20 protein-coding genes and 1 riboswitch are annotated in these 22,749 nt (G+C 71.1%); of the genes, 8 read left to right on the forward strand and 12 right to left on the reverse strand.

What is annotated here, in order from left to right:
* Window positions 1-7 precede the first annotated feature (7 nt).
* From bluB to cobA, 3 genes are read right to left on the reverse strand one after another with little or no spacing between them, the layout of a single operon-like run.
* Window positions 8-667: a 5,6-dimethylbenzimidazole synthase gene (gene bluB / locus DS837_RS23855; RefSeq protein ID WP_149167012.1), complete on the reverse strand. Its 660-nt coding sequence runs from the start codon at window positions 665-667 to the stop codon at window positions 8-10.
* Window positions 664-2,025, reverse strand: coding sequence for a cobyrinic acid a,c-diamide synthase CobB (locus tag DS837_RS23860; protein ID WP_211102398.1), 1,362 nt, complete (start codon window positions 2,023-2,025; stop codon window positions 664-666). The genes bluB and DS837_RS23860 overlap by 4 nt, the downstream gene beginning before the upstream one ends.
* The gene (cobA, locus tag DS837_RS23865) at window positions 2,018-2,824 is read right to left on the reverse strand and encodes a uroporphyrinogen-III C-methyltransferase (protein WP_149167013.1); all 807 of its coding nucleotides are present in this window, start codon (window positions 2,822-2,824) and stop codon (window positions 2,018-2,020) included. The genes DS837_RS23860 and cobA overlap by 8 nt, the downstream gene beginning before the upstream one ends.
* Here cobA and DS837_RS23870 point away from each other — a divergent pair.
* Complete coding sequence (locus tag DS837_RS23870; protein WP_211102399.1) at window positions 2,823-3,962, forward strand: cobalt-precorrin-5B (C(1))-methyltransferase; 1,140 nt, start codon at window positions 2,823-2,825, stop codon at window positions 3,960-3,962. The two genes, cobA and DS837_RS23870, sit on opposite strands and share 2 nt — an antisense overlap.
* 5 nt (window positions 3,963-3,967) lie before the next feature.
* Here the strand turns inward: DS837_RS23870 and cobM are convergent, their stop codons facing one another.
* The 3 genes from cobM to cbiE are packed head-to-tail and all read right to left on the reverse strand — an operon-like array spanning window position 3,968 to window position 6,359.
* Window positions 3,968-4,729: a precorrin-4 C(11)-methyltransferase gene (gene cobM, locus DS837_RS23875; RefSeq protein WP_149167014.1), complete on the reverse strand. Its 762-nt coding sequence runs from the start codon at window positions 4,727-4,729 to the stop codon at window positions 3,968-3,970.
* Complete coding sequence (locus tag DS837_RS23880) at window positions 4,726-5,136, reverse strand: cobalamin biosynthesis protein (protein WP_149167015.1); 411 nt, start codon at window positions 5,134-5,136, stop codon at window positions 4,726-4,728. Before DS837_RS23880 ends, cobM begins: the two co-directional genes overlap by 4 nt.
* A complete protein-coding gene (cbiE, locus tag DS837_RS23885; RefSeq protein ID WP_149167016.1) occupies window positions 5,133-6,359 on the reverse strand; it encodes a precorrin-6y C5,15-methyltransferase (decarboxylating) subunit CbiE in 1,227 nt (408 codons plus the stop codon). Before cbiE ends, DS837_RS23880 begins: the two co-directional genes overlap by 4 nt.
* 23 nt (window positions 6,360-6,382) lie before the next feature.
* On the opposite strand from cbiE, the gene DS837_RS23890 reads away from it, so the two are divergent.
* The gene (locus DS837_RS23890) at window positions 6,383-7,117 is read left to right on the forward strand and encodes a cobalt-precorrin-6A reductase (RefSeq protein WP_149167017.1); all 735 of its coding nucleotides are present in this window, start codon (window positions 6,383-6,385) and stop codon (window positions 7,115-7,117) included.
* Window positions 7,118-7,224: 107 nt separating this feature from the next.
* Here the strand turns inward: DS837_RS23890 and cobJ are convergent, their stop codons facing one another.
* The 6 genes from cobJ to cobW form a co-directional block, all read right to left on the reverse strand.
* A complete protein-coding gene (cobJ, locus tag DS837_RS23895) occupies window positions 7,225-8,004 on the reverse strand; it encodes a precorrin-3B C(17)-methyltransferase (protein ID WP_149167018.1) in 780 nt (259 codons plus the stop codon).
* A complete protein-coding gene (locus DS837_RS23900; protein ID WP_149167019.1) occupies window positions 8,001-8,741 on the reverse strand; it encodes a precorrin-2 C(20)-methyltransferase in 741 nt (246 codons plus the stop codon). Before DS837_RS23900 ends, cobJ begins: the two co-directional genes overlap by 4 nt.
* Window positions 8,738-9,379, reverse strand: coding sequence for a precorrin-8X methylmutase (locus DS837_RS23905; protein WP_149167020.1), 642 nt, complete (start codon window positions 9,377-9,379; stop codon window positions 8,738-8,740). Before DS837_RS23905 ends, DS837_RS23900 begins: the two co-directional genes overlap by 4 nt.
* On the reverse strand, window positions 9,369-10,781 hold the full coding sequence (gene cobG, locus DS837_RS23910) for a precorrin-3B synthase (protein ID WP_149167021.1): 1,413 nt from the start codon (window positions 10,779-10,781) through the stop codon (window positions 9,369-9,371). The genes DS837_RS23905 and cobG overlap by 11 nt, the downstream gene beginning before the upstream one ends.
* The gene (cobN, locus tag DS837_RS23915; protein WP_149167022.1) at window positions 10,778-14,164 is read right to left on the reverse strand and encodes a cobaltochelatase subunit CobN; all 3,387 of its coding nucleotides are present in this window, start codon (window positions 14,162-14,164) and stop codon (window positions 10,778-10,780) included. Before cobN ends, cobG begins: the two co-directional genes overlap by 4 nt.
* Before the next feature lie 162 nt (window positions 14,165-14,326).
* A complete protein-coding gene (gene cobW / locus DS837_RS23920) occupies window positions 14,327-15,394 on the reverse strand; it encodes a cobalamin biosynthesis protein CobW (RefSeq protein ID WP_149167023.1) in 1,068 nt (355 codons plus the stop codon).
* Between the two features lie 39 nt (window positions 15,395-15,433).
* Window positions 15,434-15,649: riboswitch (cobalamin riboswitch) on the reverse strand.
* Between the two features lie 290 nt (window positions 15,650-15,939).
* On the opposite strand from cobW, the gene DS837_RS23925 reads away from it, so the two are divergent.
* From DS837_RS23925 to DS837_RS23950, 6 genes are all read left to right on the forward strand, one after another.
* Window positions 15,940-16,704: an ABC transporter ATP-binding protein gene (locus DS837_RS23925; RefSeq protein WP_149167024.1), complete on the forward strand. Its 765-nt coding sequence runs from the start codon at window positions 15,940-15,942 to the stop codon at window positions 16,702-16,704.
* A complete protein-coding gene (locus tag DS837_RS23930) occupies window positions 16,697-17,419 on the forward strand; it encodes an ABC transporter ATP-binding protein (protein WP_149167025.1) in 723 nt (240 codons plus the stop codon). The genes DS837_RS23925 and DS837_RS23930 overlap by 8 nt, the downstream gene beginning before the upstream one ends.
* A gap of 60 nt (window positions 17,420-17,479) precedes the next feature.
* Complete coding sequence (locus tag DS837_RS23935; RefSeq protein ID WP_149167026.1) at window positions 17,480-18,682, forward strand: ABC transporter substrate-binding protein; 1,203 nt, start codon at window positions 17,480-17,482, stop codon at window positions 18,680-18,682.
* 152 nt (window positions 18,683-18,834) lie between these two features.
* Window positions 18,835-19,722 (forward strand): branched-chain amino acid ABC transporter permease, encoded by an 888-nt coding sequence (locus DS837_RS23940; protein ID WP_059399141.1) that lies wholly within the window; start codon window positions 18,835-18,837, stop codon window positions 19,720-19,722.
* A 3-nt stretch (window positions 19,723-19,725) separates the two neighbouring features.
* Window positions 19,726-20,727: a branched-chain amino acid ABC transporter permease gene (locus tag DS837_RS23945; RefSeq protein ID WP_149167027.1), complete on the forward strand. Its 1,002-nt coding sequence runs from the start codon at window positions 19,726-19,728 to the stop codon at window positions 20,725-20,727.
* 49 nt (window positions 20,728-20,776) lie between these two features.
* Entirely contained in the window at window positions 20,777-22,741 is a 1,965-nt protein-coding gene (locus DS837_RS23950) for an acetoacetate--CoA ligase (RefSeq protein WP_149167028.1), read from the forward strand.
* The last annotated feature ends 8 nt before the right edge of the window (window positions 22,742-22,749 follow it).

The raw sequence follows: 22,749 nt of genomic DNA on the forward strand, positions 1-22,749 counted from the left end.
CGGCCGGTTACGTCGTTCCGCCCCAGCGATCGCGGAAGACGAGGTCCTCCAGGGGAAGCCGGCTGCGCCAGCCGGCTTTCTCCAGTTCCGGCGACTCGTGGAAATGGGAGACGTAGCCGAGGCAGAGGTAGGCGACGGGGACGATCCGCTCCGGGATGCCCAGCGCCTCGCGCAGCCTGTCCTCGTGCAGGATGCTGACCCAGCCGACGCCCAGCCCTTCCGCCCGCGCGGCCAGCCAGAGATTTTGCACCGCGCAGACGCAGGAATAGAGGTCCATGGTCGGGATGTGCGTGCGCCCCAGCACCACCGGGCCGGAGCGCTCCCGGTCGCAGGTGATGCATAGGTTGACCGGCGCCTCGCGGATGCCTTCCAGCTTCAGGCGGCTGTAGAGCGCCTTGCGCTCTCCGGTGAAGAGGGCGGCGGCCTCCTCGTTGGCCTGGGAGAAGTCGGCGTGGATCTGCGCCTTCACCGCCGGGTCCTGCACGACGACGAAGTTCCAGGGCTGCATGAAGCCGACCGACGGCGCGTGGTGCGCGGCGGTCAGCACGCGGGTCAGCACCTCCTCCGGCACCGGGTCGGGCGCGAACTGCCCGCGTACGTCGCGGCGCGAGAAGATCGCCTTGTAGAGCGCGTCCCGCTCCTCCGGCGCGAAGGCGTGATCGTTCATGAGTCTTTCCGATCCTGGTCCGCCGCGATGACGTGGAAGAAGCTGGCGAAGACGCTGCCCCGCCGCCCGCCGAGCGGCCCGAGGTCCGACCCGTCCGCCGCGGTGGCGGTGACCAGCGGCTCGTCGGCCCCGCGGTCGAGGATCGAGGCGTAGTGGAACTCGTGCCCGCGCAGCGCGGTGCCCGCCCGGCCCAGCGGCGTGTCGCCCAGCAGAACGGCGCGCCGGTATCCCAGATGCAGCTTGCGCTTGGCGAAGGAGGTCCGCACTCCCAGCAGCCCGAGCATCGGGTGGGTGGTGCCCGCCGCGTCCTCCAGCGATTCGCCAAGCACCATGTAGCCGCCGCACTCGCCGTAGACCGGGCGTCCGGCCTGTGCGGCGCGCTGCATGCCCGCGCGGAAGCGCTCGGCGGCGGCGAGCCGTCCGGCGTGCAGTTCCGGATAGCCGCCGGGCAGATAGACGGCGTCCGCGTCGTCGGGCGGCGCCTCGTCGGCCAGGGGGGAGAAGTGCGTCACCTCGGCGCCCGCGGCGCGCCAGCCCTCCAGCAGATGCGGGTAGACGAAGGTGAAGGCGGCGTCGCGCGCGATGGCGATGCGCTGGCCCAGCGGCGGCAGGGCGGGCGCATAACGTCCTTCCGGCGCGCGGGAAGGGGTGGCGAGTGCCGCCACCCGGTCGAGGTCGACATGCTGCGCGATGAAGCGGCCCAGCGCCGCCAGACGCTCCTGAAGGTCCGCCGTCTCCTCCGCCTGGATCAGGCCGAGATGGCGTTCGGGGAGGATCACGTCTGGGGTGCGGGGCAGGGAACCCAGAACGGGGATGCCCAGCGCCTCGATGGCGCCGCCGGCCAAGGCGAGGTGGCGCGGGCTGGCGATGTTGTTCAGGATCACCCCGCCGATCCGGACGTCGTCGCGGTAGGTGGCGAAACCCTTGACCAGGGCGGCGGCGGATTGCGACTGGCCCTTGGCGTTGACCACCAGGATCACCGGCCAGCCGGTGCGCGCGGCCAGCTCCGACGTGGCCCCGGTGCCGGTCGCCCCGACGCCCGCCACCCCGTCGAACAGGCCCATCAGGGCCTCGCAGACCAGCAGGTCGGTGCCCTCCCCGGCGCGGCGGGCCAGCGAGTCCAGCAGGTCCGGCCCCATCGCCCAGTTGTCGAGGTTGACGCTCGGCCGCCCGGTCGCCGCCTGATGGAAGGCCGGGTCGATGTAGTCCGGCCCCGCCTTCACCGCGCCGACCCTCAGGCCGCGCGCCTTCAACGCCACCAGCAGCCCCAGCGTTACGGTGGTCTTGCCGGTGCCCGACGCCGGCGCCCCGACGATCAGCCCGCGCGGTGCAGCCTCAGACATGGGGGCCTCAGCCATGGGGAACCTCCTTGGGCAGCCAGTCGAGCACGGGGCGCAGCCGCACCACCTCGCCGATCACGATGATGGCCGGGGGCTCCATCCCGCTCGCCTCCAGATCGGCGACGCAGGTGCCGAGCGAGGTCACCAGCACGCGCTGCCGCTCGGTCGTCGCGTCGGTCACCACGCCGACCGGCGTGTCGGCGGACAGTCCGCCCTCCATCAGCGCCGCGGCGATGCCGGGCAGGCCCTTCCAGGCCATGTAGAGGATCAGCGGCGCGCCCGTCGCGGCCAGCGCCTTCCAGTCCGGCCCGCCGGCGCAGCTATGGCCGGTCGCCAGGATCACCGCTTGGTTGGCCGTGCGGTGGGTCGCCGGGATGCCGGCGTAGGCCGGGCCGGCGAGGCCCGCGGTGATGCCGGGGATGATGCGGAAGGGGATGCCCCGCTCGGCCAGAGCCTGCGCCTCCTCACCACCGCGCCCGAACACGAAGGGGTCGCCGCCCTTCAGCCGCAGCACGCGGTGACCCTCGCGCGCCAGCTCGATCAGGCGGTTGGTGATGTCGTCCTGGTGGGCGGAGGGCTTGCCGCCGCGTTTCCCGGCGAACTCAAGCCTTGCCGAGGGCGCCGCCAGCGCCATGATCCGTTCGCCGACCAGCGCGTCATGGACGATCACGTCGGCTTGCCTTAGACCTTGCAGGGCCAGCAGGGTCAGCAGGCCGGGATCGCCGGGACCGGCCCCCGCCAGCCACACGCTGCCGGGCCGGAAGTCGGCCAGTTCCAGAGGAAGAGAAAGGGAGTCGGGCGACGGCTCTGCGGTCATGGACGAGCACTCAGCGACGGAAAACGGTGTGGACGGCGGCGAGGGAGGCGGCGACGGCAAGGCGCTGCGGCGGGGCTGGACGACGGGCGCCTGCGCCACCGCTGCCACGCGCGCGGCCTGCGGGGCGCTGTTCTCCGGCGACTTTCCCGATCCGGTGACGGTAACCCTGCCCGGCGGCCAGACGCCAGCCTTCGCGCTCGCCTGGACGGACCGCGGCGACGGTTGGGCGGCGGCGGGGGTGGTGAAGGACGCCGGCGACGACCCGGACGTCACCCACGGCGCGCTGATCCGCGCCCGCGTCCGCCGCGCCGAACCGGGCCAGGGCGTGGTCTTCCGCGCAGGCGAGGGGGTGGGCATGGTGACCCGCCCCGGCCTGCCGGTCCCGGTCGGCGAACCGGCCATCAACCCGGTGCCCCGCGCGATGATCCGCCAAGCGGTCGCGGAGGCCGCGGCGCTGGCCGGCGAGGCTCCCGACGTCGTCGTCGAGGTCTCGGTGGAGAATGGGGAGGCGCTGGCCCGCCGCACCATGAACCCGCGGCTGGGCATCCTTGGCGGGCTGTCGATCCTGGGGACGACGGGGATCGTCGTGCCCTATTCCTGCGCGGCCTGGATCGCGTCCATCCAGCGCGGCGTCGACGTGGCGCGGGCGGCGGGGCTGGGCCACGTCGCGGCCTGCACCGGCGACACCTCGGAAAAGGCGGTGATCGCGCGCTACGGCCTGCCGGAGCACGCGCTGCTCGACATGGGCGACTTTGCCGGAGGCACGCTCAAGTACCTGCGCCGCCACCCGATCCCGCGCCTGACCCTGTGCGGCGGCTTCGCCAAGTTCGGCAAGCTGGCGCGGGGTCTGCTCGACCTGCATTCCAAGCGCGGCAGCGTCGATCTGGACTGGCTGGCTGATCGCATGGCCGAACTGGGCGCCACCCCGGAGGCCGTGGCGGAAGCCCGCGCCGCCAACACCGCCGCGCAGGTCCTGAGCATCGCCAGGGACGCCGGCCTGCCGCTGGCCGACCGCGTGGCGGCGCTGGCCCAGCGCACGGCGCTGGAGACGCTGGACGGCGCCCCCGTCGCGGTCGAGGTGCTGGTCACCGACCGCCAGGGCACCATCGTCGGCGGTTCCGGCTGGGCAGAGCCCTGAGCTTTTCACTCCCCCAGCCCCCGGTAGCGGCGCACGTGCGACCCGTCGTAGAGCGCGCTGCACCGGAAATCCTCCACCCCCAGCGCCGGGCCGACCAGGATCAGGGCGGTGCGCTCCATCGGCGACTCCGCCACCCGGGCGGCGATGTCGGCCAGCGTGCCGCGCAGCACCCGCTCCTCCGGCCAGCTCGCCCGGTAGACCACCGCCGCCGGGCAGTCGGCGCCGTAGAGCGGGGTCAGCCGCTCCACCACCCGGTCGATGACGTGGATCGACAGGTGGATGGCCAGCGTCGCGCCCGACCGCCCCAGCACCTCCAGCGTCTCGTTCGCCGGCATGGCCGAGGCCCGGCCTTCCGTGCGTGTCAAAATCAGCGTCTGGCTGACCTCCGGCAAGGTCAGCTCCCGCCCCAGCGCGGCCGAGGCCGCGGCGAAGGCCGGCACGCCCGGCGTGATGTCGTAGGGGATGCCCAGCTCGCGCAGCGCCCGCGTCTGTTCGCCGAGCGCGCTGTAGACTGACAGGTCGCCAGAATGCAGCCGGGCCACGTCCTGCCCGGCCGCATGCGCCGCCGTGAACTCGGCGACGATCTGGTCGAGCGTCAGCGGGGCGGTGTCGACGATCCGGGCGCCCGGCGGGGCGTGGGCGATGATCTCCTTCGGCACCAGCGATCCGGCGTAGAGGCAGACCGGGCAGGACGCGATCAGGTCGCGCCCACGCAGGGTCAGCAGGTCGGGCGCGCCCGGTCCGGCGCCGATGAAATGCACGGTCATGTGGGAATGCCTTCGGAAATCGCGAGCGCGCAGGTGGCGCGTGGGGTGGAACGGCGCGGCAGCAGAAGGGTGGAGCCCGGCCCGGCGGCGGCCAGCGCCGCAGCCTCCGCGACCGAGGCGACGCCCACCGCGGCCTCGACGCGGGTGGAGCGGGTCTGCACCCGACCTTGAGCCGCGGCCAACGCTGAATCGTCAATGAATTGCAGCGGCAGGGCGAGCCGGCGCGCCGCTTCGGCCACACCGGCTTCATTGCGCTTGCGCAACGGTGCCGCCAGTTGCACAGCGCGGCGCGCGCCTTTGTCCAGCGCGGCCTCCTCGAAGACGGCGTGGACCAACCCGGCGATCTCGTCACCGGGGCACCCCGCCCGGCAACCGATGCCCGCCGCGATGATTCGATGCGCCGTCACAATGGCTTCTCCGCCAGCCACAGCGTGACCGGCATCAGCGGGCGCCAGCCGGTGAAGCCGCCGATGGGCGCGGCGCGGCTGACGGCGATCTGCGACAATTGCCCGCCCAGCCGTTTGTGGGTGGCGATCAGCATGGCCTCGCTTTCCAGCGTCACGGCGTTGGCGACGATCCGCCCGCCGGGTTTCAGCGCCGACCAGCAGGCGTCCAGCACCCCGTCGTTGGTCAGCCCGCCACCGATGAACACCGCGTCCGGCGCCGGCAACCCGCCCAGCGCGTCGGGCGCCTTGCCGCGCACCAGCTCCAGCCCCGGCACGCCGAAGGCGGCGGCGTTGGCCGGGATGCGGGCGGCGCGGTCGGCCTTGTGCTCCACGGCGATGGCGCGGTTCGTCGGATCGCTCAGCATCCATTCGACGCCGATGGAGCCGGAGCCGGCACCGACGTCCCACAGCAGCTCGCCGCGGCGCGGCGCCAGCCAGGACAGAGTGACGGCGCGGATTTCCCGCTTGGTGATCTGGCCGTCATGCTCGAACCAGTCGTCGGGCAGGCCCGGCGTGCGGGGCAGGGCGCGGGCGCCGGGCGCGGCGATGCACTCCACCGCCAGCGTGTTCAGGTCGGCTACCCGCTCCGCCGACCACTCTTCCGCCGTCGCAACGATGCTGCGCTCGCGCGGGCCGCTCATGGATTCCAGGGCGGTCAGGCGCGACGGTCCGAAGCCGCGCGCCGTCAGCAGCGCCGCCAGCTTGGCAGGGGTCGTTCCGTCCCAGCACAGAACCAGCAGCCGCGCGCCCGGTTGCAGATGCGGAACGACCAGCTCCAGCGGGCGTCCGTGCACCGTCAGGGTGCCGCAATCCTGCAACGGCCAGCCCAGGCGGGCGGCGGCGAGGCTGAAGGATGATGGGGCCGGAACGATCGACAGTTCCTCAACCGGAACGAGTTTCGACAGGGTGGCGCCGATGCCGTACCAGGACGGGTCGCCGCTGGCCAGCACGCAGACCCGTCGGCCGCGCCGCTCCAGCAGGGCAGGGTAGGCGTCCGACAGCGGGGAGGGCCAAGGCAGCCGCTCCTGTCCGGCCTGCTCCGGCACCAGCGCCAGATGGCGCGTGCCGCCGGCCAGCAACTCCGCGCCCTCGACCAGCGCGCGGGCGGCGGGCGACAGACCGTCCCACCCGTCCTCGCCGATGCCGACGACGCTCAGCCAACGCCCCGGTCCTGTGCTAATCATGGCGCACCCCAAGGAGGACAAGCATGAAGGCGCTGATTCTGGGCGGCACCACCGAGGCCACGGCGCTGGCCCGCCTGCTCGACGGCCACCCGCGCATCGACGCGGCGGTGTCGCTGGCCGGGCGCACCAAGCAGCCGGTCCTGCCGCCCCTGCCGACCCGCATCGGCGGCTTCGGCGGGGTGGACGGGCTGGCCGCGCATCTCGTGGAGAACGGCATCGCGGCGGTGGTGGACGCCACGCATCCCTTCGCCGACCAGATCTCCGCCAACGCCGCGGCGGCCTGCGCGCGGGTGGGCGTGCCGCTGCTGGTGCTGACCCGCAAGCCGTGGGAGCCGGGCGAGGGCGACCGCTGGATCGGCGTGCCGGACATGGCTTCCGCCGCCGAGGCGTTGCGCCCGCTCGGCGGGAGCGTCTTCCTGACCATCGGCCGGCAGGAGGTCGCGGTGTTCGAGGCGGTGCCGGACAAGTGCTACCTGATCCGCGCCGTCGACCCGCCGGAACCGCCGCCGAAGCTGCCGGATCACCGTCTGATCCTCGACCGCGGCCCCTTCACGCTGGAGGGGGAATGCGCCCTGCTGGAGGCGCATCGGGTGGAGGTCGTTGTCAGCAAGAACAGCGGCGGCACGGCGACCGAGGCAAAGCTGCAGGCTGCGCGCCGCCGGGGCATACCCGTGGTGATGGTCGAGCGCCCGCAAGGAAACGGCGTGGCCGAAGTCCACGACGCGGCGGCGGCGTTGCGGTGGTTGGAGGCGTTCTAGAGTCGGGCCCCCCTCCCGACCTCCCCCCGCTGCGCAGGGGGAGGAGATGATTCCCTCCCCTGCATAATGGGGGAGGGTTAGGGTGGGGGCCCGTTTCGACACCGCCCTCACCCCCACACCCCATAGCTGCGCGGCGTATACACCCACGGCTGCGCGCCGTCGCGCGGCACCAGCCGGGTGTGCGAGGCGCCGATGATGACGCAGGTCCGCATGTCGGCCTGCGCCGCGTCCACCGCGCCCAGCGTCGTGACGGTCAGCGCCTCGTCGGGGCGGCCGACCGCCCGGGCGAGGATCACCGGCGTCTCGGCTGACCGCAGGTCGCGCAGCGCGTCGAAGGCGGCGCCGAGCTGCCAGGGGCGGGCGCGGCTGATCGGGTTGTAGAGCGCGATCACGAAATCCGCTTCCGCCGCCAGACGCAGGCGCTTCAGCACCACCTCCCACGGCTTCAGGTTGTCGGACAGCGAGAGGACGCAGAAATCATGGCCGAGCGGCGCGCCGGCCCGCGCCGCCGCCGCCTGCATCGCGGAAATACCGGGATCGACCGACAGCGGCACGCGGTGCCACGCCGCGGGTGCTTCCGGATCGTCCAGCGCCTCGAACACCGCGGCGGCCATGGCGAAGATGCCGGGATCGCCGCCCGACACCACCGCCACCCGGCGGCCTTCCGCCGCCAGTTGCAGGGCGTGGCGGGCACGGTCCAACTCCACCCGGTTGTCGGAGGCGTGGCGCACCTGCGGCCCCGGCGGCACACGGTCCACATAGGGGAAATAGCCGACGAGGTCGGTCGCCTCGGCCAGATCGCGCCGGGCCTCCGGCGTCAGCCAGTCCTCGGTGCCGGGGCCGAGCCCGACGACCTTCAACCATCCGGCCTGCGGATCGGCGGTCATCGCCGCAGCCCTTCGCCGGGGATGACGATCTGCGAGAAATAGGGGGCCGTCTCCGGCGCCTCGCGGAAGGGCATGACGCGCTGGTCCGCCATGCTTGCCCGCTCGATGTACCAGGCGCGGTCGGCCAGCCCGGCGGCCTCGACGGCGCGGCGGACCTTCGGCAGGTTCTGGCCCAGCTTCATGATGACCGCGGCGTCGGCGTTGCGCAGGGCGCGCAGCAGCGCCTCCTCCCCCAGCGTGCCGGGGATGACCGACAGCACGTCGTCGCGCAGGGTCAGCGGGCGCGGCAGCAGCGAGGCGCTGCACATCATCGACGTGACGCCCGGCACCACCTCCGTCGGGAAGCGCGAGGCCAGCCGCAGGAACAGGTGCATGAAGCTGCCGTAGAAGAAGGCGTCGCCCTCGTTCAGCGCGGCGATGGAGCGCCCGGCGGCGAGATGCTCGGCCAGCCGCTCGGCGGATTCGTCGAAGAAGGCCTCGATCTGGCGGCCGTAATCGGGGTGGCTGGGCGGCAGCTCGACCGTCACCGGATAGACCATCGGCAGCTCGATGTGCTCCGCCGTGATGCAGCCGTCGGCGATGCGCCGGGCTTGGCCGGAGGTGCCGCGCTTGCAGAAATAGGCAACCACCGGGCAGGCGCCGATGGTCCGCATGGCGCGCACGGTCATCAGGTCGGGGTCGCCGGGGCCGACGCTGACGCCATAGAGGGTGCCGGTGTTTTGCGGTTCGTTGCTCATTCCACGTCGCTCGCCAGGGCGTTGACCGCCGCCGCCACCATGGCGCTGCCGCCGCGCCGGCCCTTGATCGCCAGGAAGGGAAGGCCGAAGGGCGCCTCGGCCAGCGCGTCCTTGCTTTCCGCGGCCCCCACGAAGCCCACCGGGAAGCCCAGCACCGCCGCCGGCTTCGGCGCGCCGTCGCGGATCATCTCCAGCAGCTTGAACAGGGCGGTCGGCGCGTTGCCGATGGCGACAACGGAGCCGGCGAGCCGGGGCACCCACAGCTCCAGCGCGGCGGCGGAGCGGGTGTTTTCGACCTGTTTGGCCAGCTCCGGCACCGCCGGGTCGCGCAGGGTGCAGACGACGGCGTTGTCGGCCGGAAGCCGCGCCCGCGTGATGCCGTGGGCGACCATCTCGCTGTCGCAGAGGATCGCCGCGCCGCCGCGCAGAGCCGTCCGCGCCGCCGTCCCGACGTCGGGGGAGAACATCAGGTCCTTGGCCGCGTCCACCATGCCGCAGGCGTGGATGACGCGCACCGCCACGGCTTTCAGGTCGTCGGGGATGGCCGTCAGGTCGGCCTCCGCCCGGATGGTGGCGAAGGACTGGCGGTAGATGGCCGCTCCATCGCGGATGTAGTCATAAAGCGGCTCAGCGGACACGGGACAACTCCTCAACAGACAGATCGGCCCCAGACAAAGAGGCAACGGCATTTATGGCCTCGGACGGCGTCAGGCCGGACCGCCAGGGCGTGCCGCCAGGGGCGGCGTTCAGCGCGATGTCGTAGACGCCGTCCCGTGCGGTGAGCGTGACATCCGCCGCGCCGGGATGGGCGCAGCCTTTCGCGCAGCCGGAGACATGCACCATCCGCACCGCCTCCAGCAAGCCCGCCGCGCGCGCGGCGATGGCGAGGCCGTCCGCGTGGGTGTCGGTGGTGCCGACGTCGCAGCCGGTGACCCCGCTGCAGGCGGTGAGCTTCAGGCGGATGTCATGGTGGTCGAGGATGCCGCCGAGGGCGGTGGCTTTCTCGGCGGCGGCGTCCTGGGGGGCGGCCAGCAGCAGGGCGCGCCAGGGGGTAATGCGGATCTCGTGGGTGAGGGCGGCCAGCGCCTCCAGCCGGTCGACGTCGAGGCGGCCGAAGGGGAAGGCGACGCCCAGCCATGAGGGTTGGCGGCCGAGGAAGAGTCGGGTCGGCGACGTTTGCCCCCACCCTGACCCTCCCCCGCTTCGCAGGGGAGGGGATTGAAGCTCCCTCTCCTGCGAAGCGGGGGAGGGAAGGGGCCCATGCGCAGCATGGGAAGGGTGGGGGCAATTGAGCAACCACGCCCCCACCCACTCCCGCAACGCTTCCACCCCCAGCGCCTTGACCAGCCCGGCCATGCGCCGTGGCGGTTCGGCTAGGGTCTGGCGAAGCTCCAGGAAGGTCCGCGCCAACGCCGCCGCAAGCTCCACCAGATCGCCGGGGCGGCAGTGGCCCACCACCGCGGCCCCCTCGACCGTCCCGCCCAGCCCGACGCGGAACAGCGGCCCGTCCACCGCCCCTGCCACCGCGTCGAAGCGCACGTCGGTGCCGCTGTCGAACAGGGGGGCCTGACCGCCGCCGTCGACCAGCCAGCCGAATTTCGGTGGCAGCCGGTGGAGGTCCCGGTCGGCCGCCAGCCGGGCGTCGAGCGCCAGGGCGTAGGGACGCACGTCCAGCACCGCCGTCCCGTCCAGCCCCGCGGTCGGGGAGGTCAGCACGTTGCGCACCGCCTCGCTCTCCGCGTCCTCCGAGACGTAGCCGAGCGCGCGAAGCTCGGCGATCAGCGCCGCCATGTCCGCCGCGGCAACGCCGCGCAGTTGCAGGTTGCCGCGGTGGCTGAGGTCGACCAGACCGTTGCCGTAACGACGCCCCAGGTCCGCGATCCGAGCCGCCGAGGCGGCGGGAAGCACCCCCGCCGGAACGCGCACGCGGACCAGCAGCCCGTCGCCGACCTCCATGGGGGCGAGAACGCCGGGGCACATGCCGCGTCGGCGGGGTGGATTGCGGGGCAGGGCATTGCAGGGCTGGGTGATCGCGCTCATGCGGACATCTCCTTGCGGCGGCGCAGATCGTCGCCCGTCGAATTGCGGCGTGGGTGCCAGAGACCGCGCTCCAGGGCCTCGGTCAACCGGTCCAGGATATGCCGGGCGGCGGCCGGATTGGACTGCGCCAGGAAGTCCCACACCCGCTGGTCGTCCACATAGGCGTCGTACAACTGTTCGAAATGGTGGGGCCGCACGGCCGTGGTGGTCGCGGCGAAGGCGAACAGCGTGTCCACGCTCGCCGCCAGCTCCCCGGCGCCGCGGTAGCCGTGGCGCATCATGCCGTCGATCCAGCGCGGGTTGGCGGCCCGGCCGCGCAGCACGCGGGCGATCTCCTCGCCCAGCGTGCGGACGGTCAGGCTCTCCGGCTCCGAACTGTCGAGGTGGTAGAGCGCCGGGTCGTTGTCGACCAAGGCGGCGGCGGCCGAGAAGCCGCCCTCATACTGCATGAAGCCGTCGGTGGAGAGGACGTCGTGCTCCCGCTGGTCCTGGTGGTGGACGAGCGCGTCGGCCCCGCCGATGCGGCGGCGGAACAGGCTGGGCAGCGGCACGCCCTCCAGCCCCTTGCCGTAGGCGTGGCAGCTTCCCTCCAGATAGGCGGCGCCGAAATCGGCCCGCGCGCTCCAGTCGCCGCGCGCGATCAGGCCGGGCAGCGCCGTGCCGTAGGCGCCGGGGGCCGCCCCGAAGACCCGCGCGCTGGCCCAGCGCTCCGCATCCGCTGCCGGGGTGCCACCGGTTTCCAGCTCGGCGCGGTCGGTGCGGAACGCGGCGGCGACGGGGTTCACGTCGTCGGGCTCGTCCTCCGCCATCACCGCGCGGACGGCCTGGTCGAACAGGGCGATCTGCTGCGGGAAGACGTCGCGGAACAGGCCGGAAATGCGCAGCGTCACGTCCACCCGCGGGCGGCCGAGGACGGAGGCCGGCATCACCTCGAAGCCGGTGACCCGGCCGGAGCCGTTCTCCCACAGCGGGCGCACGCCGAGCAGCGCCATGGCCTGGGCCAACTCGTCGCCGCCGGTGCGCATGGCGGGGGTGCCCCAGCAATCCACCACCAGCCGCTTCGGCCAGTCGCCGTGGTCCTGAAGATAGCGGGTGATCAGCGCGTCCGCCGCTTGCCAGCCCAGTGTCCAGGCGGTCGGGGTCGGCACGCCGCGCGGGTCGAGCGCGTAGAGGTTGCGTCCGGTGGGCAGCGTGTCGGCCCGCCCCCGCGCCGGGGAGCCGCCGGGGCCGGGCCTCACGAAGCGCCCGTCCAGCCCGTCCAGCAAGGCGGCCATTTCCGCCTCGCCGCAGGCGTCCAGCGCCGGGGCGACGTCCTCCGCCGTACCGAAACGGGCGACGGCGGCGAGCAGGCGGGCGCGGCGCTCCGGCTCCGGCGTCGTGCCGAAGACGTGCAGCCCGTCGCGGATCTGCATCTCCTTGATGTCGCAGAGATGGGCGTCGAGGCGGCTGAGGATGGCGTCGGCGTCGTCGTCGGGCCGCAGGTTGCAGTCGGCGGCGACGCCGGAAGTCCAGGCCAGATCAAGGATGGTCTGCCGCAGCGTGCCCAGACGCCGCGGGTCCAGCCCGGTCGCCATGGAATATTCGTCGATCGCCGTTTCAAGCTCGGCGAGGTCGCCGTGCAGCCCGGCTTCGACCGGCGGCGGGGTCAGGTGGCCGATCAACACGGCGCCCAGACGGCGGCGCGCCTGCACGCCCTCGCCGGGGTTGTTGACGATGAAGGGATAGAGGCAGGGCAGGGGACCGGCGACGATCTCCGGCCAGCAATCGGCCGACAGGGCGACGGCCTTGCCCGGCAGCCATTCCAGCGTCCCGTGCGCCCCCACCTGGACCAGCGCGTGGGCGCCCAGGGCATGACGGAGCCAGAGGTGGAAGGCGTAATAGCCATGGCTCGGCGGGGTTTCCGGGTCGTGGTGCTGGGTGGTGGTCAGCGGGCCATGGCCGCGGCTCGGCTGCACGGCGACGGCGACGTTGCCGCAGGCCAGCACCGTGAAGCGGAAAGCCGCGCCGTCGGAACGCGGGTCGGCCTGCTCGTCGCCCCAGCATTCCGCGATGCGGGCGCGGGCCTCGGCGGGGGCGAGGCGGCGGTAGTCCTCCAGGCTCAGCGCGGCGGTGGTCCCGCAGGTCAGCGCCTCCATCAGGGCGGCGGGGCCGTCGGGAAGCCCATCCAGCGCGTAGCCCTCGGCGCGCAGCCGTTCCAGGATGCCGACGACGCTCGCCGGGGTGTCGAGGCCAACGGCGTGGCCGATGCCGCCCCCCGGTCCCGGATAGTCGGACAGCACCAGCGCCAGCTTGCGCTCAGCCCTTGGCGTGGCGCCCAGCCGCACCCAGGCGGCAGCCAGATCGGCGGCGAAGGCCACCCGGTCGGGCACCGGGCGGATCAGCGTCGGGGCGAACTCCAGGTCGGGGTCCGGCGTCCCTTCGGCCTTGAAGGCGATGGCGCGGGTCAGGACACGCCCGTCCATCTCCGGCAGCACAATGTTCATGGCGAGGTCGGACGGCCCCATGCCGCGGGCGGAGCCGCGCCAGCCCTCCTCCGGCGTGGTGGACAGCACGGCCTGGAGCACCGGCGTCCCGTTGGCCTCCAGCGGCGACCCGTCCTCGCGCGCCGCCGAGAAGCCGGTCAGGTTCAGCACGACGGCGGCGTCGCGGGCGGTCAGGGTGGCGCGCATCCAGGCGGCGCAGTCCGGCTCCTTCAGGCTCGCCACGAACAGCGGCAGCGGGGCGAGGCCGCGCGCGGCCAGCGCTTCGCACAGCGCGTGCACCGGCTCCAGATCGCCGGCCAGCAGGTGCGAGCGGTAGAAGACGACCGGCGCGCAGGGGCCAGAAGCTTGGCCGGACCAGCCCTCATAGACGCCGAAGCGGGGGACCGGCGCCGGCTCGCGCCAGGGGCGCTCCTGCCCGGCCAGAGTGGCGGCGTAGGCCAGCAGGTTGGCCATGTTGTCCGGCCCGCCCTCGGTGAAGCAACGCCACAGCCGTTGCGCGGCCTCGGCCGGAACGGTGCCGTAGCCCTCCAGGGCGGGGTTCGGCTGGGCGCAGCCGGGCAGTACGGCCAGCGCCACCCCGGACTCCCGGCAGGCGGCGGCGACATGGTCCAGCCCATAGCGCCAATAGCCCGCCCCGCCGAGCAGGCGCAGAATCACCAGCTTCGCCTTGCGGATCACGGACTCGACGTAGAGGTCCACCGACAGCGGGTGCCCCAGCCGCGCGAGATTCGCCAGCCGCAGGGTGGGCATGGTGTCGCGGTGGCGCTTCCAGCAGGCGGCGAGTGCCGTCAGGTCGCTGTCGGAGAAGGACAGGACGACGAGGTCCGCCGGGCTCTGCCCCAGATCCACGGCCTGGGGGCCGGCGTCGAGGTCTTCCTGGCGGGCGGCGAGTAGGTGCATGGGCCACAGCTTTGCAAACACTCCCTCTCCCGTCCCGGGAGAGGGTGCCCGCAAAGCGGGCGGGTGAGGGTGCGGGCGAGGATCGGTGCGGTCTCCGCGTGCGACCCTCACCCTCCCGCTCTGCGAGCGGGCCCCTCCCTCTCCCGGGACGGGAGAGGGCTTTTACGACAGCGCCGCGGTCACGGCGTCGCGGTCCAGGCCCGTCTCGCCGATCACCACGAGACGGCTGCGGCGCGGCTCGTCGGGCTTCCAGAAGCGGTCGAAATGGGTCTGGATGCGCGTCCCCACGCCCTGCACCAGAAGGCGCATCGGCTTGCCCGGCACGTCGATGAAGCCCTTCAGGCGCAGCACGCCATGGGCGGCGGCGACCCGCTCCAGCGTCTTCGCCAGCGCCGCCGGGTCGGGCTGCGGGCCGAGTTCCACGACGAAGCTGGTGAAGTCGTCGTGATCGTGGCCCTCCTCCTCGTCATGGTGGCTGGGGCGGTTGGCGAGGTCGTCCTCGGCTCCGGCGCCGACGCCGAGAAGCACCACCGGATCGACCTTGCCGTTGCTGGCGCGCAGGATCTTGGCCTCGCGCCCGGTCCCACCCTCCGCCATGGCGGCGCGGATCAGGTCCTCGACCGTCGCCAGAGCGGCGGCGTCCACCAGATTGGTCTTGTTCACCACGATCAGGTCGGCGCAGAGGAGCTGGTCCTCGAACACCTCCTCGACCGGGGTCTCGTGGTCGAGCTGCCCGGCCTCGGCGGCCTGGGCGGCCAGCGCCGCCGGATCGGGGGCGAAGCGGCCCTCCGCGGCGGCGGCGGCGTCGACCACCGCGACCACCCCGTCCACCGTCACCCGCGTCTTGATCGCCGGCCAGTGGAAGGCCTGGACGAGCGGCTTCGGCAGGGCGAGGCCGCTCGTCTCGATGATGATGTGTTCCGGCGGCTGCGGGCGGGCCAGCAGCTTCTCGATGGCCGGGACGAAGTCGTCGGCGACGGTGCAGCACAGGCAGCCGTTCGCCAGCTCGATCACGTCGTCCTCGGTGCAGGTGGGGTCGCCGCAGGCGCGCAGGATCTCGCCGTCGATGCCGACATCGCCGAATTCGTTGATGATCAGCGCCAGACGGCGCCCGCCAGCCTGCTCCAGCAGGCTGCGGATCAGCGTCGTCTTGCCGGCGCCGAGAAAGCCGGTGATGACGGTGGCCGGGGTCTTCCCGGCGGACGGACGGAGGGCAGCGCGATGCGTCATGATCTGGTTTCCCTGTCTCCGCCACACCCGGCGGATTGGATGAGTGTCGGTCCGGCGGCAGGTTTCCTGGCTCGCGGGTCGTCGCCGCGCCTCCCGCCTTCCCGGCCTGTCGGCCCGTGGCATTTCCGGAGGCGGACTCGCCGCATACAGTTGCGGGGGCAGCCGCGGCCTTGGACCCCATCCGGGTCCGCACCGCATTCCCTATTATCCCCGCGCCTTCACGGCGGAGGGGGCACCGTCGGAGGCGCAGAATTGCAGGCGGACCCCCGATTTGCAAGCGGCCATTTGGCGCCCGAAAACCGTGCCGCCGAACCCGGAACGCTCCGTCCGCCCCGCCGTTGGTGTGTCGGAAGATCGGTACAGTCTGTCTGGAAAGCTGACACTCCGGACCGCGTGCGACACCCATCGCCGCCTTTGATGAATTCAGTAATTTCAATGAATTAAATAATTTCCCCGCAATTGGCATGTTCTGTGCTTATATCAGCCTAACCAAAAACGCGGACCGGCAGACGACGCGGACGAACAGGGAGGGAAAAGCGGCACCCATGGCCGACGACATCATTCTGGAAGCGCGCGGACTCTCGAAGGAGTTCAAGGGCTTCATCGCGGTGAAGGAGGTGAACCTCCAGGTGCGCCGCGGCACGATCCACGCGCTGATTGGCCCGAACGGCGCCGGCAAGAGCACGGTCTTCAACCTGCTGACCAAGTTCCTGACGCCGACGCGTGGCCAGATCCTCTACAAGGGGCGCGACATCACCGCCATGAAGCCCGCCGACGTGGCGCTGCTCGGCATGGTGCGCTCCTTCCAGATCTCCGCCGTCTTCCCGCATCTCAGCGTGCTGGAGAATGTCCGCGTCGCGCTGCAGCGCCCGCGCGGCACCAGCTTCCATTTTTGGAAGCCGGAGGCCAGCCTGCACGACCTGCACGCCCGCGCCGAGGAACTGATCGAGGCGGTGAACCTCACCCCCTGGGCCGGCCACACCGCCGCCGAGCTGCCCTACGGCCGCAAGCGCGCGCTGGAGATCGCCACCACGCTGGCGCTCGACCCGGAGGTGATGCTGCTCGACGAGCCGCTGGCCGGCATGGGCCACGAGGACATCGAGGGCACCGCCGCGCTCATCAAGCGCGTCTCCGCCGACCGCACCATCCTGATGGTGGAGCACAACCTGTCGGTCGTCGCCCACCTGTCGGACACGATCACCGTGCTCCGCCGCGGCGAGATCCTGGCCGAGGGCGCATACGACGTCGTATCGCGCAACCCGCAGGTCATGGAAGCCTACATGGGGACGGGTGAGGTGGGCCATGCCTGACGGCGCGACCGTGAAGACCACCATGCTGGAGATCCGCGACCTCCAGGCCTTCTACGGCGAAAGCCACGTGCTGCACGGCGTCAACATCGACGTGCGCCAGGGCGAGGTGGTGACCCTGCTCGGCCGCAACGGCGCCGGCAAGACGACCACCATGCGCTCGATCATGGGCATCGTCGGCAAGCGCAACGGCTCGATCCGCTTCCAGGGACGGGAGCTGATCGGCATGGCGCAGCACAAGATCCCCCGCCTGGGCATCGGCTACGTGCCGGAGGAGCGCGGCATCTTCGCCTCGCTCAGCGTGGACGAGAACCTGATGCTGCCGCCGGTGGTGAAGTCGGGCGGCATGACCGTGCCGCAGATCTACGAGCTGTTCCCCAACCTCCAGGGCCGCGGCACCACCCAGGGCACGCGCCTGTCGGGCGGCGAACAGCAGATGCTGGCCATCGCCCGCATCCTGCGCACCGGCGCCGACCTGATCCTGCTCGACGAGCCGACCGAGGGCCTCGCCCCGGTCATTATCGAGCAGATCGGCGTGGCGGTGCGCAAGCTGAAGCAGCGCGGCTTCACCATCGTGCTGGTGGAGCAGAATTTCCGCTTCGCCGCGACCATCGCCGACCGCCATTACGTGATGGAGGAAGGCCATGTCGTGGACATGATCCCCAACGATCAGCTCGCCCAGAACATGGACAAGCTGCACACCTATCTGGGTGTCTGACCCGTTAAAACCCCCTCTGCTGAACACACTCAAAACAAAGCCAATCGAAGGGAGTTCGAAATGCTCAAGACGTTGCTTTGCGGGACCGCATTGCTGGCGCTGACCGCCGGGGCCGCGCACGCCCAGGTCTCCAACAACGTGATCAAGATCGGCGTGATGAACGACCGGTCCGGCATCTACGCCGACCTCGCCGGTGAAGGCTCGGCCATCGCCGCCCGTCTGGCGGCCGAGGAGTTCGGCGGCAAGATCGCCGGCGCCCCGATCGAGATCGTCGTCGCCGATCACCAGAACAAGGCCGACATCGCCGCCAACACGGCGCGCGAGTGGATCGACGCCGGCAACGTGGACGTCATCGCCGACGTGCCGAACTCCGCCGCCGCGCTGGCCGTCCAGGGCATCACCAAGGACAAGAAGCGCATCTTCCTGATGTCCGGTCCGGGCTCGACCGACCTCAGCGGCAAGTCCTGCAGCCCCTACGGCTTCCAGTGGACCTACGACAACTACGCCATGGCCGCCGGCACCGCCCGCGCGCTGGTCGAGCAGGGCAAGAAGAACTGGTTCTTCATCACCGCGGACTACGCCTTCGGCCACTCGCTGGAGGATGAGACCACGAAGATGGTCAAGCAGCTCGACGGCAAGGTCGCGGGCAACGTCCGCCATCCGCTGGGCACCGCCGACTTCTCGTCCTACCTGCTCCAGGCCCAGGCCTCCAAGGCCGACGTGATCGGCCTCGCCAACGCGGGCGGCGACGCCACCAACGCCGTCAAGCAGGCGTCGGAGTTCGGCATCACCCAGTCGGGCCAGAGCCTTGCCGGCCTGCTGCTGTTCATCAGCGACGTGAACGCGCTGGGCCTCCAGGCCGCCCAGGGCCTGCTGCTGACCACCGGCTTCTACTGGGACACCGACGATCAGACCCGCGAGTGGACCAAGAAGTTCGAGGCCAAGGCCGGCCGCAAGCCGACGATGGTCCAGGCCGGCGTCTACTCCGCCGTCCGCCACTATCTGAAGGCGGTCGAGGCCGTCGGTTCCGACGATGCGGACAAGGTCGCCGCCAAGATGCGTGAGACCACGGTCAGCGACATGTTCACCAAGAACGGCAAGATCGCCGCCAACGGCCGCATGTTCCACGACATGTATCTGGCCCAGGTGAAGACCCCGGCCGAGTCCAAGGGCCCCTGGGACTACTACAAGATCGTGAAGACGATCCCGGCCGAGCAGGCGTTCCTCGACCCGGCCAAGAGCGGTTGTTCGCTGGTGAAGTAAGGTTCTGAGACGGGCCCCCTCCCGGCCTCCCCCCGCTGACGCAGGGGGAGGAGATAAAGTCCTCCCCTGCGAAGCGGGGGAGGGTTGGGTGGGGGCCCACCCCAAGCACCCAATCAAAAAAACACAAGTCCGATACACAGGGAGGGACGGTCATGTTCGACTTGCTGGGGGTGCCGCCCCAGGTCCTGTTCGGCCAGCTTCTGCTCGGCCTCATCAACGGGTCCTTCTACGCGCTGCTCAGCCTTGGGCTGGCGGTCATCTTCGGCATGCTGAACGTCATCAACTTCGCCCATGGCGCGCTCTACATGATCGGCGCCTTCGTGGCGTGGCTGCTGCTGACGAAGCTCGGCCTCGGCTACTGGTGGGCGCTGGGCCTGTCGCCGCTGATCGTCGGGCTGCTGGGCGTGGTGCTGGAAAAAACCATGCTGTCGCGCCTCTACAAGCTCGACCATCTCTACGGCCTGCTGCTGACCTTCGGCCTCGCCCTGATCATGGAAGGCGCCTTCCGCCATTTCTACGGCGTGTCGGGCCAGCCCTATCCGATCCCGGACGCGCTCAAGGGCGGTCAGAATCTGGGCTTCATGTTCCTGCCCAACTACCGCGGCTGGGTCGTCGTCGCCTCTCTGATCGTCTGCTTCGGGACGTGGTTCGCCATCGAGCGGACGCGGCTCGGCGCCTACCTGCGCGCCGCCACCGAGAATCCGGTGCTGGTCCAGGCCTTCGGCATCAACGTGCCGGTGATGATCACCGCCACCTACGGCTTCGGTGTCGCGCTGGCCGGGCTGGCCGGCGTGCTGGCGGCACCCATTTATCAAGTGTCGCCCCTGATGGGCACCAACCTGATCATCGTCGTCTTCGCGGTGGTGGTGATCGGCGGCATGGGCTCCATCCTCGGCGCCATCGTCACCGGCCTGGGGCTCGGTCTGTTGGAGGGCCTGACCAAGGTCTTCTACCCCGAAGCCTCCAACATCGTGGTGTTCGTCGTGATGGCGATCGTCCTACTCATCAAGCCCGCGGGCCTCTTCGGACGGGAGCGCTGAGCCATGGCCACCCAAAGCAAGACGACCGGCATCAAGGCGGCCGACAGCCAGACGACCACCATCGCGCTGCGCCGACCGGGGCAGGACACCTCGCGGAACGCCATCATCCTCGGCATCGGCCTGCTGATCGCGTTGGCGGCGCCCTTCGTGCTGTACCCCGTCTTCGTGATGAAGGTGCTGTGCTTCGCGCTGTTCGCCTGCGCCTTCAACCTGCTGATCGGCTTCGCCGGTCTCCTGAGCTTCGGCCACGCCGCCTTCTTCGGCGGGGCGGCCTACATCACCGCCCATTCCGCCAAGGTCTGGGGGCTGGGGCCGGAGGTCAGCATCCTGCTTGGCATGGGCTTCTCCGCCCTGCTGGGCCTCGCCTTCGGCGCGCTGGCGATCCGCCGCCAGGGCATCTACTTCGCCATGATCACGCTGGCGCTGTCGCAGATGGTCTTCTTCATGGCCCTGCAGCTCAAGTTCACGGGCGGCGAGGACGGCATCCAGGCGGTGCCGCGCGGGATGCTGTTCGGTCTGATCGACCTGAACCAGCCGCTGTCCATGTACTACTTCGTGCTGGCGGTGTTCCTGGTCGGCTTCGCGGTGGTCTGGCGGGCGGTCCATTCGCCCTTCGGCCAGGTGCTGAAGGCGATCCGCGAGAACGAGCCGCGCGCCGTGTCGCTCGGCTACCGGACGGAGCGCTACAAGCTGCTGGCCTTCGTGCTGTCGGCGAGCCTCGCCGGTCTGGCCGGCGGGACCAAGGCGCTGGTCTTCCAGCTCGCTTCGCTGACCGACGTGACGTGGCAGATGTCGGGCGAGGTGGTGCTGATGACGCTGCTCGGCGGCATGGGCACGCTGCTCGGCCCCGTGGTGGGCGCGGCCATCGTCGTCACGCTGGAAAGCTATCTGGCGGCCACCAGCATGCCGGTTCCGGTGGTGATCGGCGCCATCTTCGTGGTTTGCGTGCTGGTCTTCCGCCGCGGCATCGTCGGCGAGCTTCAGGCCCGCTTCGGCCGCCGCTGAACGCAAAGAAACCGAACGGCATAAAAAGCCAAGAACCAGGAACCGCACGATGGATCAACCGCTCTCTGATCAGCCGCTGTGGACCCCGTCGGAGGCGCGCGTGGCCGCCTCCAACCTGACGGCCTTCCGGCAGGCCGCAAGCGCCCGCTTCGGGCTGCGGCTGGACGATTACGATGCGCTCTACGACTGGTCGGTCGCGGGCAAGGAGGATTTCTGGCGCTTCCTGTGGGAGTGGGCCGGACTCAAGGGCGATCTCGGCGGCGTGGCGCTGGCCGACGGCGACAGGATGCCCGGCGCCCGCTGGTTCCCCGAGGCCAGCCTGAACTACGCCGAGAACATGCTGGCCAACGCGCCGGAAGGCGAGGCCGTCGTCTTCTGGGCCGAGGACAAGGTCAAGCGCCGCTGGTCCGGCGCCGAACTGAAGGCCGAGGTGTCCCGCCTCCAGCAGGCGCTCAAGGCCGCCGGCGTCGGCAAGGGCGACCGCGTCGCCGCCGTCGTGCCGAACATGCCCGAAACGCTGGCGGCCATGCTCGCCACGGCCAGCCTGGGGGCCATCTGGTCCTCCTGCTCCCCCGACTTCGGCGCCCAGGGCATCACCGACCGCTTCGGCCAGATCGAGCCGACCGTCCTCTTCGCCCCGGACGGCTACTGGTACAACGGCAAGAGCCACGTCATCCGGGCCAAGATCGCCCAGGTGCTGACCGAGCTGCCCACCGTCAAGGCCGCCGTCATCATCCCCTACATCGACGAGATGCCGGACGTCTCGGCCATCCGCGGCGGCGTCACCTGGGGTGACTTCATCGCCCCCTTCGCAGCGACGGAGCCGAGCTTCGAGCGGGTGGCCTTCAACCATCCGCTGTTCATCCTCTATTCGTCGGGCACCACCGGCAAGCCCAAGTGCATCGTCCACGGCACCGGCGGCACGCTGCTCCAGCACGTCAAGGAGCACCGGCTGCACAGCGACGTGAAGCCGGGCGACCGGGTGTTCTACTACACCACCTGCGGCTGGATGATGTGGAACTGGCTGGTCTCCGGGCTGGCCGCCGGGGCGACGCTGCTGCTCTACGACGGCTCGCCCTTTGCGCCGGACGGCAACATCCTGTTCGACTACGCCGACGCCGAGGGCATGACCCTGTTCGGCACCTCGGCCAAGTTCATCCAGCAGGCCGAGAAGTCGGGGCTGGAGCCGATGCGCACGCACCGGCTGGACACGCTGCGCGCGCTGGCCTCGACCGGCTCGCCGCTGATGCCGGAGAACTTCGAATACGTCTACCGGGCGATCAAGACGGACATTCATCTGGCCTCGATCAGCGGCGGCACGGACATCGTGTCCTGCTTCGTGCTGGGCAACCCGACGGCCCCGGTGTGGGCGGGCGAGTTGCAGACGGCGGGGCTCGGCATGGCGGTCGCGGCCTTCGACGACGCCGGCCACGCGGTCAGTGGCGAAAAGGGCGAACTGGTCTGCACGCGGCCCTTCCCCTGCATGCCGGTGGGCTTCTGGGCCGACCCGGACGGGGCGAAGTACCGCGCGGCCTATTTCGAGCGCTTCCCCAACGTGTGGACGCACGGCGACTTCATCGAGCGCACGGTGCATGGCGGCTGGGTGATCTACGGGCGCTCCGACGCGGTGCTGAATCCCGGTGGCGTGCGCATCGGGACGGCGGAAATCTACCGGCAGGTCGAGCAGCTTCCGGAGATCCTGGAGGCGGTGTGCATCGGCCAGGAATGGGACGGCGACGTGCGCGTCATCCTGTTCGTGGTGCTGCGCGAGGGGCTGACCCTCGACAAGGCGCTGGAGGACACGATCCGCAAGCGCATCAAGGAGAACTGCTCGCCGCGGCACGTCCCGGCGCGCATCGTGGCGGTCAAGGACATCCCGCGCACGCGCTCGGGCAAGATCACCGAACTGGCGGTGCGCGACGCGGTGCACGGCCGCCCGATCAAGAACACCGAGGCGCTGGCCAACCCGATGGCGCTCGACGAGTTCCGCGAGCGCCCGGAACTGGAAGGCTGACCGGCGTC

The sequence above is a fragment of the Azospirillum brasilense genome, assembly GCF_008365405.1.
Taxonomy (GTDB): Bacteria; Pseudomonadota; Alphaproteobacteria; order Azospirillales; family Azospirillaceae; genus Azospirillum; species Azospirillum brasilense_D.

What these genes read in the sequence shown, in the direction of transcription:
- cbiE (WP_149167016.1), bottom strand. Translation starts at nt 6,359, where the DNA reads ATGATTAGCACAGGACCGGGGCGTTGGCTGAGCGTCGTCGGCATCGGC.
- DS837_RS23925 (WP_149167024.1), top strand. Translation starts at nt 15,940, where the DNA reads ATGGCCGACGACATCATTCTGGAAGCGCGCGGACTCTCGAAGGAGTTC.
- DS837_RS23860 (WP_211102398.1), bottom strand. Translation starts at nt 2,025, where the DNA reads ATGGCTGAGGCCCCCATGTCTGAGGCTGCACCGCGCGGGCTGATCGTC.
- DS837_RS23870 (WP_211102399.1), top strand. Translation starts at nt 2,823, where the DNA reads ATGGACGAGCACTCAGCGACGGAAAACGGTGTGGACGGCGGCGAGGGA.
- DS837_RS23940 (WP_059399141.1), top strand. Translation starts at nt 18,835, where the DNA reads ATGTTCGACTTGCTGGGGGTGCCGCCCCAGGTCCTGTTCGGCCAGCTT.
- bluB (WP_149167012.1), bottom strand. Translation starts at nt 667, where the DNA reads ATGAACGATCACGCCTTCGCGCCGGAGGAGCGGGACGCGCTCTACAAG.
- cobN (WP_149167022.1), bottom strand. Translation starts at nt 14,164, where the DNA reads ATGCACCTACTCGCCGCCCGCCAGGAAGACCTCGACGCCGGCCCCCAG.
- DS837_RS23930 (WP_149167025.1), top strand. Translation starts at nt 16,697, where the DNA reads ATGCCTGACGGCGCGACCGTGAAGACCACCATGCTGGAGATCCGCGAC.
- cobG (WP_149167021.1), bottom strand. Translation starts at nt 10,781, where the DNA reads ATGAGCGCGATCACCCAGCCCTGCAATGCCCTGCCCCGCAATCCACCC.
- DS837_RS23935 (WP_149167026.1), top strand. Translation starts at nt 17,480, where the DNA reads ATGCTCAAGACGTTGCTTTGCGGGACCGCATTGCTGGCGCTGACCGCC.
- DS837_RS23890 (WP_149167017.1), top strand. Translation starts at nt 6,383, where the DNA reads ATGAAGGCGCTGATTCTGGGCGGCACCACCGAGGCCACGGCGCTGGCC.
- cobJ (WP_149167018.1), bottom strand. Translation starts at nt 8,004, where the DNA reads ATGACCGCCGATCCGCAGGCCGGATGGTTGAAGGTCGTCGGGCTCGGC.
- cobW (WP_149167023.1), bottom strand. Translation starts at nt 15,394, where the DNA reads ATGACGCATCGCGCTGCCCTCCGTCCGTCCGCCGGGAAGACCCCGGCC.
- DS837_RS23950 (WP_149167028.1), top strand. Translation starts at nt 20,777, where the DNA reads ATGGATCAACCGCTCTCTGATCAGCCGCTGTGGACCCCGTCGGAGGCG.
- DS837_RS23900 (WP_149167019.1), bottom strand. Translation starts at nt 8,741, where the DNA reads ATGAGCAACGAACCGCAAAACACCGGCACCCTCTATGGCGTCAGCGTC.
- DS837_RS23945 (WP_149167027.1), top strand. Translation starts at nt 19,726, where the DNA reads ATGGCCACCCAAAGCAAGACGACCGGCATCAAGGCGGCCGACAGCCAG.
- cobM (WP_149167014.1), bottom strand. Translation starts at nt 4,729, where the DNA reads ATGACCGTGCATTTCATCGGCGCCGGACCGGGCGCGCCCGACCTGCTG.
- cobA (WP_149167013.1), bottom strand. Translation starts at nt 2,824, where the DNA reads ATGACCGCAGAGCCGTCGCCCGACTCCCTTTCTCTTCCTCTGGAACTG.